Annotated in this window: 13 protein-coding genes; 8 read left to right on the top strand and 5 right to left on the bottom strand. The window is 51.5% G+C overall.

The window, feature by feature from the left end:
* Positions 1 to 26: 26 nt before the first annotated feature.
* Complete coding sequence (locus ACO0LI_RS03835; RefSeq protein WP_422949211.1) at positions 27 to 1,739, bottom strand: diguanylate cyclase domain-containing protein; 1,713 nt, start codon at positions 1,737 to 1,739, stop codon at positions 27 to 29.
* Positions 1,740 to 2,054: 315 nt separating this feature from the next.
* On the opposite strand from ACO0LI_RS03835, the gene ACO0LI_RS03830 reads away from it, so the two are divergent.
* From ACO0LI_RS03830 to ACO0LI_RS03805, 6 genes are all read left to right on the top strand, one after another.
* Positions 2,055 to 3,206, top strand: coding sequence for a tetratricopeptide repeat protein (locus tag ACO0LI_RS03830; RefSeq protein WP_423030973.1), 1,152 nt, complete (start codon positions 2,055 to 2,057; stop codon positions 3,204 to 3,206).
* 93 nt (positions 3,207 to 3,299) lie between these two features.
* The gene (locus tag ACO0LI_RS03825; RefSeq protein ID WP_423030971.1) at positions 3,300 to 4,205 is read left to right on the top strand and encodes a DUF3034 family protein; all 906 of its coding nucleotides are present in this window, start codon (positions 3,300 to 3,302) and stop codon (positions 4,203 to 4,205) included.
* 10 nt (positions 4,206 to 4,215) lie between these two features.
* The gene (locus tag ACO0LI_RS03820) at positions 4,216 to 4,680 is read left to right on the top strand and encodes a group I truncated hemoglobin (protein WP_423030969.1); all 465 of its coding nucleotides are present in this window, start codon (positions 4,216 to 4,218) and stop codon (positions 4,678 to 4,680) included.
* Positions 4,681 to 4,849: 169 nt separating this feature from the next.
* The gene (locus ACO0LI_RS03815; RefSeq protein ID WP_422949328.1) at positions 4,850 to 5,698 is read left to right on the top strand and encodes a DUF3034 family protein; all 849 of its coding nucleotides are present in this window, start codon (positions 4,850 to 4,852) and stop codon (positions 5,696 to 5,698) included.
* Between the two features lie 33 nt (positions 5,699 to 5,731).
* Positions 5,732 to 6,181, top strand: coding sequence for a group I truncated hemoglobin (locus tag ACO0LI_RS03810; RefSeq protein WP_422949215.1), 450 nt, complete (start codon positions 5,732 to 5,734; stop codon positions 6,179 to 6,181).
* Positions 6,182 to 6,204: 23 nt separating this feature from the next.
* Entirely contained in the window at positions 6,205 to 6,876 is a 672-nt protein-coding gene (locus ACO0LI_RS03805) for a methylamine utilization protein (protein WP_422949216.1), read from the top strand.
* Positions 6,877 to 6,936: 60 nt separating this feature from the next.
* Here ACO0LI_RS03805 and ACO0LI_RS03800 read toward each other — a convergent pair whose 3' ends face one another.
* On the bottom strand, positions 6,937 to 7,845 hold the full coding sequence (locus tag ACO0LI_RS03800; RefSeq protein ID WP_423030967.1) for a collagenase: 909 nt from the start codon (positions 7,843 to 7,845) through the stop codon (positions 6,937 to 6,939).
* A 410-nt stretch (positions 7,846 to 8,255) separates the two neighbouring features.
* Here ACO0LI_RS03800 and ACO0LI_RS03795 point away from each other — a divergent pair, with 410 nt between their 5' ends.
* Positions 8,256 to 11,045, top strand: coding sequence for a TonB-dependent receptor plug domain-containing protein (locus tag ACO0LI_RS03795; protein ID WP_423030965.1), 2,790 nt, complete (start codon positions 8,256 to 8,258; stop codon positions 11,043 to 11,045).
* Positions 11,046 to 11,686: 641 nt separating this feature from the next.
* Entirely contained in the window at positions 11,687 to 12,898 is a 1,212-nt protein-coding gene (locus tag ACO0LI_RS03790) for a M24 family metallopeptidase (protein ID WP_423030963.1), read from the top strand.
* A gap of 77 nt (positions 12,899 to 12,975) precedes the next feature.
* On the opposite strand, the gene ACO0LI_RS03785 is transcribed toward ACO0LI_RS03790, so the two are convergent.
* The 3 genes from ACO0LI_RS03785 to ACO0LI_RS03775 form a co-directional block, all read right to left on the bottom strand.
* The gene (locus tag ACO0LI_RS03785; protein ID WP_423030961.1) at positions 12,976 to 13,491 is read right to left on the bottom strand and encodes a TssQ family T6SS-associated lipoprotein; all 516 of its coding nucleotides are present in this window, start codon (positions 13,489 to 13,491) and stop codon (positions 12,976 to 12,978) included.
* Positions 13,492 to 13,503: 12 nt separating this feature from the next.
* Positions 13,504 to 15,240: a protein kinase domain-containing protein gene (locus ACO0LI_RS03780; RefSeq protein ID WP_423030959.1), complete on the bottom strand. Its 1,737-nt coding sequence runs from the start codon at positions 15,238 to 15,240 to the stop codon at positions 13,504 to 13,506.
* 79 nt (positions 15,241 to 15,319) lie between these two features.
* Positions 15,320 to 16,084, bottom strand: coding sequence for a PP2C family protein-serine/threonine phosphatase (locus tag ACO0LI_RS03775; RefSeq protein WP_423030956.1), 765 nt, complete (start codon positions 16,082 to 16,084; stop codon positions 15,320 to 15,322).
* Positions 16,085 to 16,099 lie beyond the last annotated feature (15 nt).

Here is a 16,099-nt window from a genome sequence, read left to right as displayed (position 1 = left end):
CGGAATTCAAAAGAATCAAAGAACAATCAGGCCAGATGCACGAACTGGCCTGATTTGCGGTCACGCTTGCGGTTATACATGCGGCTGTCGGCGATCTTGATGAGTCGCACATAATCACTACCATCCTCAGGGAAGCTGGCCCAGCCTACCGACACACCAACACTGACAACGATGTCTTCCAGCGCAATTGGTTGCTCGACTATATTGCAGATTTTTTCCACGGTATTGTTGATATCAATAGAGCTCTTGGTATCTTTCAGCAGCAGCACGAATTCATCTCCGCCATAGCGCGCGACTTCATCCGTCTCACGTATGGCAGAACGCAAACGCGCAGCAATCACAACCAGGGCCTTGTCACCAGCATCATGACCATGGTTGTCATTGATGTATTTGAAGCGGTCCAGGTCTATGAATAACAGGGTAAAACCTTCACTGGCACCAGGATTTTCCAGGGCCTGCTTTTGCAGGTAATTGATCTGTGTGAACAGGGATTCACGGTTCGCCACCTGCGTCAGCTTGTCGTAGCGCAGCTTGTTTTCCATCTCCATGAAAGTCTGCGCCAGTGTGCCTATCTCATCCGTGCGGCGAATTTGCATGCTGGGCATGGGTTCACCATTACCAAATTTTTCAGCAGCAGAAGTCAGTTTTCGTATATCTCGTATCACGCGCTCGACGATGGTCAAGCCTATGGTGAGAGCAAAGATCACACAGGCCAGGGCAATCACCATACTCTGCATGAAGCCCTGGTTGATACTGCTCATGAAGTCAGCACGTGGCACGGCAACCACGGTCAGCCAGTTCAAGCCCTGCTTGTTACCCAGTGGAGAGATCGCCACATCAATGGTGCCGTTGCTGAGCTCCATGGATTGCGTCTGGGTAGACTGCAATTTCATGCCGCCTACTCTTTGAAAAGTCTCGCTGATCAGCGGTGTTTTCATGTCGATGGCACGCATGCGTTCAGGCACGCCATTCACCGTGCGCTCAGGCAGTTCCTGTCCAGAGGTGGCGACGATATAGCCATCTGCATCAACGATATAGGCGACGCTGTTCTTGCTGATCTCGAGTTTGCGCAGGAAATTCGATAATTCCTTGAGCGTCAGATCGGTTGCCATGACACCGGCAAACTCATGGTTCTTGTTAAAGACCGATTTTGCCAGCGTGATAGTCGGATAGTGGAAAGAGAAATTATTATAGATTTTTGACCAGACTGGTCTTTCCGAGGTCTGTGCAATCTTGTACCAGGGGCGCAAACGCGGATCAAAATCGTCACTGCGCAAGATGTTCGAGCGGTCACCGACATGACTGACGCGGAAGACCGTGCGTTTGTCACCATCTGGTTCACGCCAGAACAATTGCACCATTTCCCTGGAAATTCGGTAAACACCGACAAAGCGCCCGTCGCTACCGCCGAAATACACGTAGTTGTTAACATCCATGAACAAGCCACTGGCCGCCCAGAATTTTTCTTCCAAGGCTTTCATGTCCGCAGAAAAATTCTGCTCTTTGGGCAAATTGCTGGGGCTGGGTGCGACTGACTCCAGCGCAATCAGGGCGCCATCAAGGTGTTTTTCGGTCGCGAGGTTGATACGGTTGACCATATCGCCAAGTATGCGCTGCGTCAGGGTATAGACGGCATCTGTCCCGGCCTTCATGGAGACCCAGCCTATGGCGGCAGACACCCCTATCACCAGGACGATGATGGGTATCACCAATTCTCGACGCAAAGAAGAACGACTCATACTTGGGCTCAATCAGGCTCAAAAAAAGCGATCGGAAATTCCTGTCCGGTATCCTGCGCTGCTCTACCCCTGCTATTTCAGGCCATACAAGGCGGCAAAATACATGAAGAAAAAATCAGGGGGCTTTAGTATATACCGTTAAAAATTGTTAAAACCAACTTATGTGGCAACACAGAGATTAAATCTTGCGTATTGTGGTAATTGGACTGGCCAAATCAAAGCAAAATACAAAGGCCAGCTTAAATTTCTTCCATTTCTTTTATAAAACGAATCGGTTACTCTGATGAAAAATTTCTTTTGAGCAACCAACATACCATGGACTTATACGCCACCGATAGCGAAGTTACGCAGTTAGAGCAACGCTTGACCGGAACGGTGGTGCAAGAACAACTCGACGAATTGCTGACACTTGCCTGGCACTTGCGTCAGCGCGACAGTAGCCGCGCCCTGAACCTGTGCGAGCAAGTCAGCAAACTGCTAAATACCTCAAGCAGGATGGATACCGACAAAGCCCTGGTCTATCTGCGCCTGCAATTGATCAGGGCAGAAGAAAAGTGGTTGCATGCTGATCTCGACAGCGCGGCAGCCATCATCCAGGCCATATTGCGCCATCCTGACGTGCATCTCGACCCGGCCGCCCTCAGCGATGCCCACCGCATACTGGGCTTTATCTTCTCTGACCAGGGCAAGCATGTCGAATGTGACATCGAAATGGCCATCTCCATAGATGAAGCCAGCAAGGGTGATGATGTCTTGCGCAAGCAATGTACTGCCGCTGCACTGGCCAGGGTTGCTGTCTTGCGTGATGATAAATTAGCCAAATCTTACTTCGACCGCTATTTTGCCTCGAGGAATAGCCCAAAAGAAATCCACCCCGGCCTGGCCGCCCTGATGGATGATTTTCTTGGTTTGTATACTGGCCTGAATGGGCAGCTCGACGAATCGGTTGCCTACCTGAGCAAGGCTTATCAGGCCTGTCTCGATTCTGGTCAGATACGCCGCGCCATCCTGACCGCAGCGAATATAGGTTATAGCTATAGCAAGGCGAGTGATTTTGAAACTGCGCTGGAATGGCTGCAAAAAGCACTGCAACTGGCCAAACCCACAGGCTGGGCACCCAGCATAGGCAATTGCCTGATGCAAATAGGCGACACTTTGCGCAAGATGGGTTCACTCGAGGCGGCAGACCAGATGCTGCATGAAGCACTGGAACAGTTATCACGGCTGACTGGCTCACGCAATTATGCATTGACCATCAGTGTCCTCGCCGACGTTGCGCTGGACAGGCGTGACTATCAGTTGGCCTACAATTTGTTCAGTCAGCTGGCGATGCTGCAAGGTGCGCAGGAGCAGGCTGATTTACAGGAAGCCGCCAGACAGGGGCAGGCAAAAGCACAAGCCAGACTCAAACCCGCGAGCACAGAAGCAATAATTCACAAATCTGACACACTTGTTGCAAAGCGTTAATTGGTCTTGTGCAACATCTGACTAACTTGTATAAAGAAACCGGACGCCAGACGCGGGTCCGATTACCTTTACAAGCCTGGAAAAATTGCATTCATGCCTTACCTGAAACCTCTACTCATTGCTGCTCTGCTGACCAGCTGCATCGCATGCGCCAGTGATGTAATTGCACAAGCCCTGCCCATGCCTGACAAAGGCAAACTGCTGGCTACCGGGGGCGTGATACAACTGGAAGGCGCAGGCGGTGGTGGTCTGACACCATGGGCGACGATTAGCGGTTATGGCAGTGAAGACAGCTATGGCGTCAATGCCCATATCACCCAAGTCAGCACCCAGGACTATCGCCTGCAAACTGCTGGCGTCGCTATCGGTATTGCCGATAAACTGGAAATGTCACTGGCGACACAAAAATTTACAGGCAGCCTGGCACCTCTCGACAAACTCGAATTGCAACAGGATGTCGTCGGCATCAAACTCAAAGTTGCTGGTGATCTGGTCACGGATCAGGACACCTGGCAACCCCAGGTCGCCATCGGTGCCATGTACAAACGCAATCATGCTGTCAAAGGGCTGGAGGCACTGGGTATCACCAACGTCAAGCAACTGGGTGCTGTCGATGACAGCGGCATTGATTATTATCTGTCGGCCACCAAGCTGATACTCGATCATAGCCTGCTACTGAATGGCACTTTACGTCTTAGCAAAGCCAACCAGATGGGCTTGCTGGGATTTGGCGGCGACAAGCGCAACCATTACCAGTTATTGCCAGAAGTGTCGGTCGCTTACCTGCTCAACCGCAAGCTCGTCGCTGGCGTCGAATACCGCAGCAAACCGCAAAATCTGGCGGTCGATAATGAAAAGGCTTATTACGATGCCTTCCTCGCGTGGTTCCCCAGCAGATCAGTTTCACTGACACTGGCCTATGCAAATCTGGGTGACATTACCATCTTCAATCCAAAGAACCAGCGTGGCTGGTACTTGTCACTGCAAATCGGCAATTGAGAATAAGCGCATGAAATTCATATCACCCATTCCATCCATTCCGGCACTTGCCTGTTTGCTGTTTGCAGTAATGGCAAACACCTCTGCAGTACAGGCCCAGACTACACCACCAACCCTGTATCAGGCGCTGGGTAGTGAAAGCGGCATCAGCCAGATCGTTGATGAAGCAGTCAGCATCATTTTGCAGGATGAACGCATCAAGGCCAGCTTCAAGGAAACCAATATCCCCAGGCTGGCGCAATTACTGAAAGAGCAGTTCTGCGTCATCAGTGCAGGCCCCTGCAAATACAGCGGTGATGACATGAAAACCGTGCATCAGGGTCTGGGTATCAATGCTGCACAATTCTATGCCCTGGCAGAAGATGTACAGATCGCCATGGACAAACTGGCCATTCCATCCGCCACACAAAACCGCCTGATGGCCTTGCTGGCACCAATGAAACGCGATATCGTTTTCCCCAAGACGCAACCCTGATATTTTTATTTTTTTTTTGCATTAAATCTGAATCTGATTTTCAGTAGTCTCCGTACAAATAGCAGATACACGGTTCCCGTGTGAAATTGCCGCTTGATCAAGAGGAAATATAATGCAAATGAAGAGAAAATTCGTCGCCCTGGCCTTGTCAGGCAGTAGCGCCTTCTGCATGCAGGCCAGTCTGGCCCAGGACATGCTGAAACCTGATATGGGCAAACTGACAGCCACCGGCGGCGTCAGCCAACTTGAAGGTGCAGGCGGCGGTGGCCTGACCCCATGGGCATTAATTACAGGTTATGGTACACGTGACAGTTATGGTGCCAATGCCCATTACACACAAGTCAACACTCAGGACTACAGTCTGAAAACCTATGGCGTCGCGGTCGGCATTGCCGACCGTGTAGAGCTGTCCCTCGCTAGCCAGGAATTCACAGGTTCGCTGGCCCCTTTGAATGCGCTGAATATCAAACAGGATATTTTTGGCGTCAAAGTCAAAGTTGCCGGTGATGCGGTGTATGACCAGGACAGCTGGATGCCACAAATCGCCGTTGGTGCCATGTACAAGCGCAACAAAGGCATAGGCGGTCTCGGTGCACTCGGCATCACCAACGTGAAACAACTCGGCGCCAAGGATGACAGCGGCGTTGATTACTATGTTTCTGCGACCAAGATCCTGCTCGAACAAAGTCTGCTGCTGAACGGTACGGTGCGCATGACCAAGGCCAACCAGATGGGCATACTGGGTTTTGGTGGCGACAAAAAAGACAGCTATAAACCCATGCTGGAAACCTCAGTTGCTTATCTGATCAACCGCAAGCTGGCAGTTGGTGCTGAATACCGCATGAAGCCGCGTAATCTGGGCGTCGATAATGAAAAAGATTATTACGACGTGTTTGTTGCCTGGTTCCCAACCAAGAATGTGTCTGTCACGGCGGCTTATGCAACGCTGGGTGACATCACCATCTTCAATCCAAAAAATCAGCGTGGCTGGTACTTGTCCCTGCAAGCAGGATTTTGAGCGCCCACTGACTATCTATAAAAAAGACCTATCATGAATATTCTCTCCCGCCTGTGCAAAACCATAGCCGCTTCCACTCTGTTTGTCAGTTTGTTTGCCAGCCTGCCTGCGCATGCGCAAACCGGCAATGACGCCCTGTATCAAAGTCTGGGTGGCAAAACCGGCATCAGTACCTTCGTCAATTCCTTCGTCGCCATCGTGCTCGATGATGTACGCATCAACAAGGCTTTCAAGGAAACAGATACAGAAAGACTGGCCAGCCTGCTGACCGAACAATTCTGTGAACTCAGTGGTGGCCCTTGCAAATACAGCGGCCGCAGCATGGCAGAAGCACACAAGGATATGCAAGTCACGAATGCCCATTTCAATGCACTGGCAGAAGACTTGCAGATCGCCATGGAAAAACATGATGTCCCATCTTCAGCGCAAAACAAGCTGATCGCCAAGCTGGCCCCCATGCAACGCCCCATCGTGACCAAGTAAGCAATCTAAAGGCGATAAAAAAGATGAAGCTATTATTTTTGCAAAAGTATCGTACCTTGCTCACCCTGGCGCTGACGGTGACACTGATGCTGGTGGCAAGTTCACCCATGCTGGCACAGGCGGCAAAACTGAATTTCCAGGCAGTCGACAAAAATGGCAATGCCATGAGCGATGTCGTCGTGTATGCGACACCAATAGGCGCGCCCTTGCCAGTCTCAGAAAAAGCCGAGGCCACCATATCGCAAAACGATATGCAGTTTTCACCGTATGTGACGGCGATACGCACAGGCTCACAAGTCAAATTCCCCAACTATGACAAGATGGAACATCATGTGAAGTCTTTTTCGGCAACCAAGGAATTCGAGATCAAGACTTATGAACGTGGCGTGATGCCACCACCCGTGATCTTCGACAAACCCGGCATCGTCATCGTCTATTGCCTCTTGCATAACTGGATGCGTGCCTATGTGCTAGTACTGGATACGCCCTACTTCGTCAAGACGGATCAGAACGGTGCTGCCACGCTGGATAAACTGCCAGATGGTAATTACGAAATCAAGGCCTGGCATCCAAATCTTGGCAGCATCAAGCCGCCACTGAGCCAGACTGTCAAAGTCAATGATCAGGCAACGCCGGTCAAATGGCAGTTTGATTTTGTGCCTGTTCCAAGAAAATCGAAATCTGCTGGCTACTGAGATCTAGCTGCTTGAAAAATGAAGCCGGGCGCGAGTGCCCGGCTTCATCCCAACTACGCTTTAGCCAAGGCTATCCAGCCAGGCGGCAAACTCTTTATCCATGCCTGTACCCCATGATCTGACCAGAGATTGATAGCGCGGGTAGTCACCACTGCGTGTGAACACCAGCATCTGCTCTATCTCTGGCCTGTGCTTTTCCATCATGAAGCGCACTGCCAGATAACCCCAGCTATAAATCCTGCCTATGCCATTATTGTTTTCATAGCCGGTATCGAATAACTGGCTCAGTGCATAAGTCTTTTCTCCCGCAGCTTTGATCGCAGCCGGATTATCCTTGCCTCTGGAAATATACTCAGCAATGCCCTCAGTCCACCACACCAGATAAGGTGTCAGTGGCGCAGGCTTGGCGCAGTTTTCTGGCGGCGCGTGCGAGTCATGCAGATTCGCGCAAAAGTCGCCATACAGATTGAAACGGCCATCGAGGTAATGCACATATTCATGGCCGAGATTGAGTATGCTGCCATCTTTTTTCTGGTTGGCGACAAACTCGGCCTGGTTGCCTGGTCGATCCGGATAACCCTCCAGATACATGCCACCATTATTGGTCGGCATATCAAAATGCTGGGTCGCGTATTTGATGAAGTCTTCCTTGGACTGGTAGATATTGGCTCTGAGGCTACCGTTATGATCATCCTTTACCGGCTTGCCTGCGGTACCGAAAATGCCATGAAACTGTTGTTCAAGCGCGCCCAGCATCTCGCAAGACTTGCGTTCATCTTCCGGCGTCAATGCCTGTGAACGCAGGCTCAGCGTAGGGCTGCACTGATGCACATGCGTCAGTACTTTTTGTATTTCCTGGTCACGCGCAAGATCACGCGAATCACGTGCCTGCTGTGGGTTGCTGCTGCAAGCGACCAGGCCCAGAGCCAGCAAAGGCAAGGCCAGCATCCCATTATTTCTGAATTTCAACTCCGTCTCCTTTTTTCATTTCTCTACTGCAAAACAAGATTGCATCTTGATATCAGCGCGTTGTAAATACGCCGCAAATATTTTATAAATATACCTTAAATATATTTATATTGGTACATTTGAGTCCCGCCGGAATATGGATTTCTTTTTCCCCGTCCTGATTCTGGTGGCAAATGGCCAGCTCATATCCTTGGCAAACCTCACTGCTGTCAGAGGCTAAGCAGTGTGAACACCGGACGTGAGCTGGTAGCAAATAAAGAGAAGGCTGGCCTTGCCCTGTCACAAAAAGGCGAGAACCAGACCCGGAAGATATCCATACACATGCAGATGCAAAGTGAATTGGAAATGGCTGTTCATTCGAGGGATTGAATAGTGAGACAGAGGGCAACCTCAAAACTATGGAGCATATGTTGAAAACTTTACCCAATATGAAAAAATCCGCACTGGCCATTTCCCTGGCATTGATCGGACTACAAAGCAGCTATGCACAAGATGCTGCACCGGTACAAAAAGTGGTTGTAACCGGTTCGAATATCAAACGTCTGGACAGCGAAACTGCGTCGCCAGTGCAAGTCCTGACCCGTCAGGAAATCATGGACAGCGGTGCCAATACGGTCAAGGACATTCTCGACAATCTTAGCAATAATGACCGCAGTGCCATCAGCGACCTTGGTGGTGCCAACTCCTGGGCCAGTGGTGCATCGGGTGTATCGCTGCGCAATCTCGGTTTGTCTGCAACGCTGACTTTGCTGAATGGCCGCCGCCTGCCCAGCTATGGTTTTGCTGACGGCTTGCAAGCCACCTTCGTGAATATCGATGCGATACCGGCGAATGCGATAGAACGCATAGAAATCCTCAAGGACGGTGCCTCAGCGATTTATGGTTCTGATGCGGTGGCGGGCGTCATCAACATCATTACGCGCAAAGACTTCAAGGGCGTGACCCTGAATGCCAGCGCCCAGCAATCACTGCGCAACAGCATGCTGAACAAATCCCAGACAGCCTCCATCACGGTAGGTGCTGGCGACATGGAGAAAGATGGCTACAATGTCTTTGGTCATCTGGAAGCCTATCACCGTGGCGCTTACAAAGACCGTGACATTTTTCCGCAACTGCCGGACTGGTACCTGAAAATGAATCCGGACCGCGCCGCGCTGTCGACCGGCTCTTACCCCGGCAACTATACCGGGCGTTATCCAGCCAATTATGCAGACGCAAGTCTGGCGGGTAAATCCTTCACCACTGCCGCCCCCGGTTGCGCACCCGAATTGCTGATCGGCGGCCTGTGCCGTTATGACTACTGGAAAGACAGCGATGCCAATCCCGCAGCCGACCGCATTGCCTTCTTCAGCATGGGCAGGAAAAAGCTGGGTGACAACCTGACCGGTTTTGCCGAAGTCAATTTCTCGAACACCAAGAGTACTTACTATACCTCAGTCCCGCGCTCGAATATCACTGGCGTTCCGCTGACCTGGTATGACTCCATCAAGGGGCAGATGCAGTATTTCACTGACCCGCAATTACCGGTTGGTCACCCTTTCAATCCTTATTCTTTCCCGGTAGGTTTGAATTATCGCTTTGCCGATAATCCCGAGATGTTCAAGAACGTCGGTGAGGCAAAACAATACCGCGTACTCGTTGGACTGGAAGGCACGCATCTGGGCTGGGAATGGGATGGAGCGATAGGCCGCATGAGTTCTACCGCAACCCAAAAGCAGCATCTGTACCGCGACCGCTATGCTTACTACGATGCCATCGTCAAGGGTGAATATAAATTTGGCGCAACAAACTCACAAGCGGTACTCGACAAGATGTTCCCGGAAATGGGTTCGCACGGCACTTCTACTCAAACCTTTTTGGACTTCAAGGCCTCACGTGAATTGATGGCCCTGGGTGGCGGCCCTTTGCAACTGGCCACCGGCTTTGATTTGCGTCATGAAACTTTTGAACAGGCCAGCAGTGATAATGTATTGAATGCACAAATCGTGCAATTCAGCGGTGTCTCCATACAAGGCTCACGCAATGTCGGCGCCGCATTTGCTGAATTGAACGCACCGTTCACCAAACAGCTGGAGGGCAGTTTCGCCCTGCGCGCTGACAAATCCGGCACGACAGAAGCAGCGGTAGTTCCAAAACTGGGTCTGTCGTACAAAGCCACGGATTTTCTGATGTTGCGCGGTACCGCAGCGGAAGGCTTCCGCGCACCGAGCTTGCCAGAGACAGGCAACGGCGGCGCATCCTGGTTCAACAATGGTTACCTCGATCCCAAACGCTGCGCCATGGCGACGCAAATGTCTGATGCCCTGAAAAAAGGCAATTCCATTGATCAGGCCAATGCCAGTGTTGCTTATAACCTGGGTTGTTCAGTCAGTTTTCCTGCACGCGTATTGCCGAACAAAGATTTGAAACCAGAAAAATCCAACAGCTTCACACTCGGTCTGGTCTTGCAGGCGACCAAAGACACCAGCATCACCATCGACTATTACAACATCAAACGCCGTGATGAAATCTCTGTACTCGGTGTGGATGAGACTCTGGCGAATGAAGACAAAAAAGCCGGTCTGGTTGAACGTGGCGTGATGACAACCCAGGATATTGACCTGGCCCAGCGCGCATCTGAACTGGCAGGCAAACCCCTGGGCTTTGCCATCGGCCCTATCGCCACCATTGGTGCGCAATATGCGAATCTGACCAAGACCAAAGTTGCCGGTGTCGATGTTGATGTCAACAGTAAATGGAACCTGGGTGGCGCAGGCAAGCTCAGTACCGGTCTGGAAATGAATTACCAGACTGATTACCGTAGCTGGAGTTCATTCACCAATGACTATAGCGAAAACTACGTAGGCCGTCGTGGCGTACCAAAAATCCGCGCCATCGCCAAACTCGGCTGGGCCAACGGTGACTGGAACGCAGGCACCCGCATCTACTACACCAGCGGCACCACATTAAGCTGGGGCGACCTCGACAGTGCCAACACTGAACAGGGTTGTATAGACCGTGGCGTCGCCGTCGATCAGTGCAAGGTTGCTGCCGACACCACGGTGGATTTCTCGCTCAATTACAAAGGCTGGAAAAACACGCTACTGACCATGAACCTGTTCAACGCCTTCAACCGCGACACCGTCATGCAAATGCGCCCAGGCAGCCCATTGCCTTTGCGTGGCCGCGTGTTGAAATTGTCGTTTGAGCATAAGTTTTAAGAGCAGGGCTAAGGAGAGATCAAAGGCAATCGCATTAAGGTCCAGAAAGGTAAATCAACCGGTTTTGACCTTGGGTTGTCTTTGATTTTGCTTAGTAGTTGATTTTGATTTTTCGCAGTTCCCCATGTGTCGACGCCGTTTGTGCAGTACAGAAAATGGATTAAGAAGGACCGCTGTTTGAGCGGAGCGAGTTTCGGGCCTTCCCATTTTTTGTACTGCACAAACGGGCACCCCCTTCAGGGGGGCGACGACGCCTGGGTCGCCTTTTTGGCCCACCTTTTTGGCGAAGCAAAAAGGTGGGTAGCCGCCGGTCTACCACCGGCCGGCAATCTAAAAAATACGTGTGCAGGCATTTGAAAATCAGATACGAAAACAATTCGAATCTGAAATTAATATACCTAACAGTATGCAACGAACGCCACTGGATTCCAGCTAAAACCACGCTGGAATGACGTAAATAAGTTTACGGTTCAATATAGATTAAGCCAGCTTATTAACTTGATCCAGAAACCAGCGATTGCCTCGCAAACTCAACCACTATGCCGATTTCGTCAAAACCCCAAGCACAAACCATCAAGACCCAAGCCCCCGCCTTATACTATCCTCCCCCGCATCCATAAAACCCCATCAGGAGTTCCAGCATGACATCAGGCATAGGCGGTTCCACAGCAGCCCTAGAATTAGCCAGCATCCAGACAGACTTCAGCGATGTCACCCCCATCAGTGCGGCTGAACGTCAGGCCAGGGTAGAAAAGGCGGCCAGGCTGATGGAGCAAAATGGTGTGGATGCCATGATCATGCCAGCTGGCAGCAGTCTGTATTATTTTACTGGCCTGCGCTGGTATCCAAGTGAACGCCTGACAGCAGCAATATTGACGCCAGATGCGAAGCTGACTTATGTCTGCCCCTACTTTGAAGAGTCCAAACTGCGTGAAACTCTGGGTACAGATGCTGACATCCGCCTGTGGCAAGAAGAAGATGACCCTTGCCTGCTGATCAAAACATTCCTGCAAGATTCGGGTTATAAAAGCACTACCATCGCACTTGATGAAAATGCTGCCTTTTTTATTTTTGACGGGCTGCGCCGCGCCTTGCCGCTGGCACAGATCGTCAATGCCATCAGCATCACGGCAGAGTGCCGCATGCATAAGTCAGCAGCCGAACTGGCCATCATGCAACAGGTCAAGAACCTGACGCTGGAAGTGCAAAAAAAGGCAGCGAAGATTTTGCATGAAGGGATTTCTTCTTTTGAAGTTGCCCGCTTCATTGACCAGGCACACCGCGCCTATGGCGGCAGCGCATCAACATTTTGTATTGTCAGCTTTGGTGAAGCGACTGCCATGCCGCATGGCCCGGATGCCGAGCAGTTCCTGCGTGAAGGTGACATGGTGCTCATCGATACCGGCTGCAAGCTGCATGGCTATAACTCGGACATTACCCGCAGCTATGTGTTTGGCAAATCCAGCCAGCGCCAGCGTGATATCTGGGAACTGGAGAAAGCCGCGCAGGCAGCCGCGTTTGATGCAGCACAGCCAGGTGTGCCTTGCGAACAGGTGGATGCAGCCGCGAGAAAAATATTGGCAGCAGCCGGTTTTGGTCCTGACTATCAGTTACCTGGCCTGCCACACCGTACCGGTCATGGCATAGGCCTGGACATTCATGAATGGACTTACCTGGTCAAGGGTAATCAGCGTCCGCTGGCGGCTGGCATGTGTTTCAGCAATGAACCCATGATTTGTATAGAAGGCGAATTTGGCATACGCCTGGAAGATCATTTCTACATGACAGAACAAGGGCCACGCTGGTTCACGGGCCAAAGCCATGCAGTTGATACACCGTTTGGCCGAGACTGATATCTGCTACCGGCATCTTCCATGCCGGTAGTATTTACTCACCTATCTGCTCACTTATCTGCGTACTTAGTACTAACTTACTTGCTAACGGCAGTACTTTCTTTTTTCTTGGCTGGGGCTGGTGCCTTGACGGCATTCCTGGATTTGAGGAATACCGGTCCCCAGACAGGGTGACCAATTTCAGCGGCTGACAGATTGAAAGTGGGGTCCAGCTTCAGGGCCTTGTCAAATTGCTGGCGGCACAATTGCGTGCGGGAAGTCACGCAGTAACTGAAGGCCATGATTTTCAAGGCGCCCAGTTGCACATCCTTGTTATGACCGCTCCAGATTTCATTACCACCCAGTTTTTTGATGGCGCCATTGTAGTCGCCGCCATCATATAGAGCCGTACCATCTTTCAATGCCTGCACGTCCGGACTCAGCGCAGGAACTGTGGGCTCTACAGGCGGAGGTGGTGGCGGTGGCGGTGGTTCTTTTGGCTTTACGACAGGCTTGGGAGCCGGTGCCTGCTTGGGCGCCGTTTCACAACCCTGCATGAGCACACATGCCACCATCAGGCCAGCCACAGACAGCGTTTGGGCTAATTTATTCATTTTTCTTACACTTTACTTATTCGTGAACTCATGTTCTATGGTTGCAGTAGTGGTTTTCCCGGCTTCGACTTCGGTAATGAAGTCGGGGAAGCCAGGGTTAGTCACTCTGATCTTATGCTTGCCTGCAGCCAGACTTAAATGCTTGAGAGGCGGGCTGGCCCCTTGCTGTACACCATCCACAAAAACTGTGCCCCAGGGCTTGATGGCCAGCTTGAGGTTAAGCTTGCTGGCCGCCGCAGCCTTGGCTGCCTTGACTTCTTTGAGGCGTGCCTGTGCAGCCTCGGTAAATTTGCCTTGCGGATATTGCTGCAAGTAGGCGTTCAGGACCTCAGGCGTCACTGTATTATCGTCTTTGAGCTTGTCCCATGCCAGTTTTTCCGGATCTGGTTTGTCGGCAGCTTCTGCCACGCTTGCAGGGGCAGCCGCGGTATTGCTGACCGCTGTCGCAGTTTTTTCAACCGGCGCTGTTGCAGCCACTGCTGCAGCCGCAGATGCCGGAGTGGGCACTGACTGCGCTGTAGATGCAGCAGTGGAAGCAGGGCTTGGAGCAGCAAGCAAAGTTTGCCCCGGCTTGTTGGCACCCTGACGACTGGCCAGATAAGCGATCACCACAACTAATACGGCGGCTAGCGCCAGCAGGGGCACTAAAAGCTTGCCGGACTTTACTGACACTGCTGTACCACTTTCTGCAGTTTTGGCTTCCGGCCTATGTGTTTTGACGGCGGAGGTATCTTTGACGGGCAAGACATGCACCTGGTCTTGTCCCTCTGCCATGCCTGCAGCATGCTCTTCCCTGCCCTTGCGCGATTTGCGCACAGAAGCAAACGAGCTGATACCGAGCAGCTGACGGAATTCATCCATGCTTTGCGGGCGGTCTTGCGGCTGTATTGCCAGTGCATGGTCTATGCCTTTGAGGAACTTGGCACTGAAACCTGCATGCTCACCATCCTGCAGGGGCAGCATGGTGTCTTTGACGACCCGGCCCACCGAGATCGGCGGCGGTGATTTCATGATCGCAAAATACATGACCGCAGCCAGGGCATAGATGTCAGTCCATGAGCCCTGGGGCATTTCTACATCATCGGCATATTGTTCTATCGGTGCATAACCGGGCTTGAGGATGACCGTCATGCCTTGCGTCATGTCACCAATGATCTGACGGGCAGAACCAAAATCCAGCAAAACCGCTACGCCATTCTTTTGCACGATGATATTGTCAGGTGAAATATCCCTATGCAAAATCTTAGAACGGTAAAGGGTATCGAGCGCTTCCAGTATCTGCTTGAAGATAAACCGCAACCAGGCCTCGGTCACCAGCTTGGGGCGTTTATTGACGATTTGCTTTAGGGTATGACCATCGTAATGGCGCATGACCATGTAAGCAGTCTTGTTTTCTTCCCAGAAACGATAGACCTTGACCAGCGAAGGGTGGTCAAATTGGGCCAGCAAACGCGCTTCATTGATAAAGCTCTTCAAGCCGGCTTCAAAGGTAGCCTTGTGCCGCTCTGACCTGACGGTCACGCTGGTATCGGCAGAACGACCGGCCAGGGAACCTGGCATGTATTCCTTGATAGCAACTGTACGTTGCAGGGAATGGTCAAAGGCCAGATACACAATACCAAAGCCACCCTCACCCAATACCCCGGTGATTTCAAAGTCATTTAGCCGCGTGCCAACAGCGAGACAATTCTCGGTACCTGCATGGAATGCAGTTGGTGCTGCAGCGGCGAGTACTTTTTCTGTGTTCAAGGCTGACTCGGATCTTAGTTTCTTTATAGAAGCAGAAGCCATGTGTCGATCACATTCGTGGCTTCCGGTTCGGGTTAATTCAGCGTTTTACCTGCTCATCATGCAGACAAATTGCAAAAGCCGAGAAATTATCCCTGTTAATTGCCTTTGACGTACTAATATTTTTTTCTGCAATGGCATTCATTTTACTCAACCATGCCTCACTACTGTTGGTCGTTGCCAGGCAAAATTCCATTTCATGCTCAAGTACCCACTCCCAAAAGCCGTCTGTACACATGAGAAAAGCATCGCCATGACGTAATTCTAGGGCATCTGCCGTCACTTCGGGGGTGCTATCGCCTTCTGCACCGATGGCTGCAAACAAACGGTTGCGATGAGGATGCTGGCGTATGCGCGAATAATCGGCCATACCGGCATCGACCAGGCGCTGGGCCTGGCTATGGTCTTTCGAGACTGCCTTGAGCCGCCCCTGGCGAAACTGATAAATCCTGGTGTCTCCCATGTGCGCCCACAAGGCGCAACGGTTGGTCTGGTCTATCAAGATAGCGGCTATGGTGGTGCTCATATGCCGCTGGCTAACATGGTCGCGCTTGCTTTGTGCCACTTTCAGGATGGCCCAGTCCAGATAAGAGCGCAAGGCCCGGGAACTGAACGAGGCTTCGCGCACAAATTTTTCTATGACAGCATCAATCGCCAGTCTGGCCGCAATTTCACCACCAGAATGGCCACCAGTACCGTCAGCCAGCACAAAACAGGCAAGTTCATCCTCATTTGCCCATGCCAGCGCATCTTCATTGGTTTCCCGGGTACCGATGGCAGTAAATTGTGCAATGTCCAGACGCATGGCTATGCTTAAGTT

The organism is Undibacterium sp. Tian12W (assembly GCF_049339405.1).
In the GTDB taxonomy this organism is placed as follows: domain Bacteria; phylum Pseudomonadota; class Gammaproteobacteria; order Burkholderiales; family Burkholderiaceae_D; genus Undibacterium.
The sequence above is the reverse complement of the archived record's forward strand: the minus strand, read 5'-3'. Positions and strand labels throughout refer to the sequence as shown.

Bases quoted from the DNA above. Each gene is read 5' to 3' on its own strand.
- ACO0LI_RS03835 (WP_422949211.1), bottom strand. From the start codon at position 1,739: ATGAGTCGTTCTTCTTTGCGTCGAGAATTGGTGATACCCATCATCGTC.
- ACO0LI_RS03830 (WP_423030973.1), top strand. From the start codon at position 2,055: ATGGACTTATACGCCACCGATAGCGAAGTTACGCAGTTAGAGCAACGC.
- ACO0LI_RS03825 (WP_423030971.1), top strand. From the start codon at position 3,300: ATGCCTTACCTGAAACCTCTACTCATTGCTGCTCTGCTGACCAGCTGC.
- ACO0LI_RS03820 (WP_423030969.1), top strand. From the start codon at position 4,216: ATGAAATTCATATCACCCATTCCATCCATTCCGGCACTTGCCTGTTTG.
- ACO0LI_RS03815 (WP_422949328.1), top strand. From the start codon at position 4,850: ATGCAGGCCAGTCTGGCCCAGGACATGCTGAAACCTGATATGGGCAAA.
- ACO0LI_RS03810 (WP_422949215.1), top strand. From the start codon at position 5,732: ATGAATATTCTCTCCCGCCTGTGCAAAACCATAGCCGCTTCCACTCTG.
- ACO0LI_RS03805 (WP_422949216.1), top strand. From the start codon at position 6,205: ATGAAGCTATTATTTTTGCAAAAGTATCGTACCTTGCTCACCCTGGCG.
- ACO0LI_RS03790 (WP_423030963.1), top strand. From the start codon at position 11,687: ATGACATCAGGCATAGGCGGTTCCACAGCAGCCCTAGAATTAGCCAGC.
- ACO0LI_RS03785 (WP_423030961.1), bottom strand. From the start codon at position 13,491: ATGAATAAATTAGCCCAAACGCTGTCTGTGGCTGGCCTGATGGTGGCA.
- ACO0LI_RS03775 (WP_423030956.1), bottom strand. From the start codon at position 16,084: ATGCGTCTGGACATTGCACAATTTACTGCCATCGGTACCCGGGAAACC.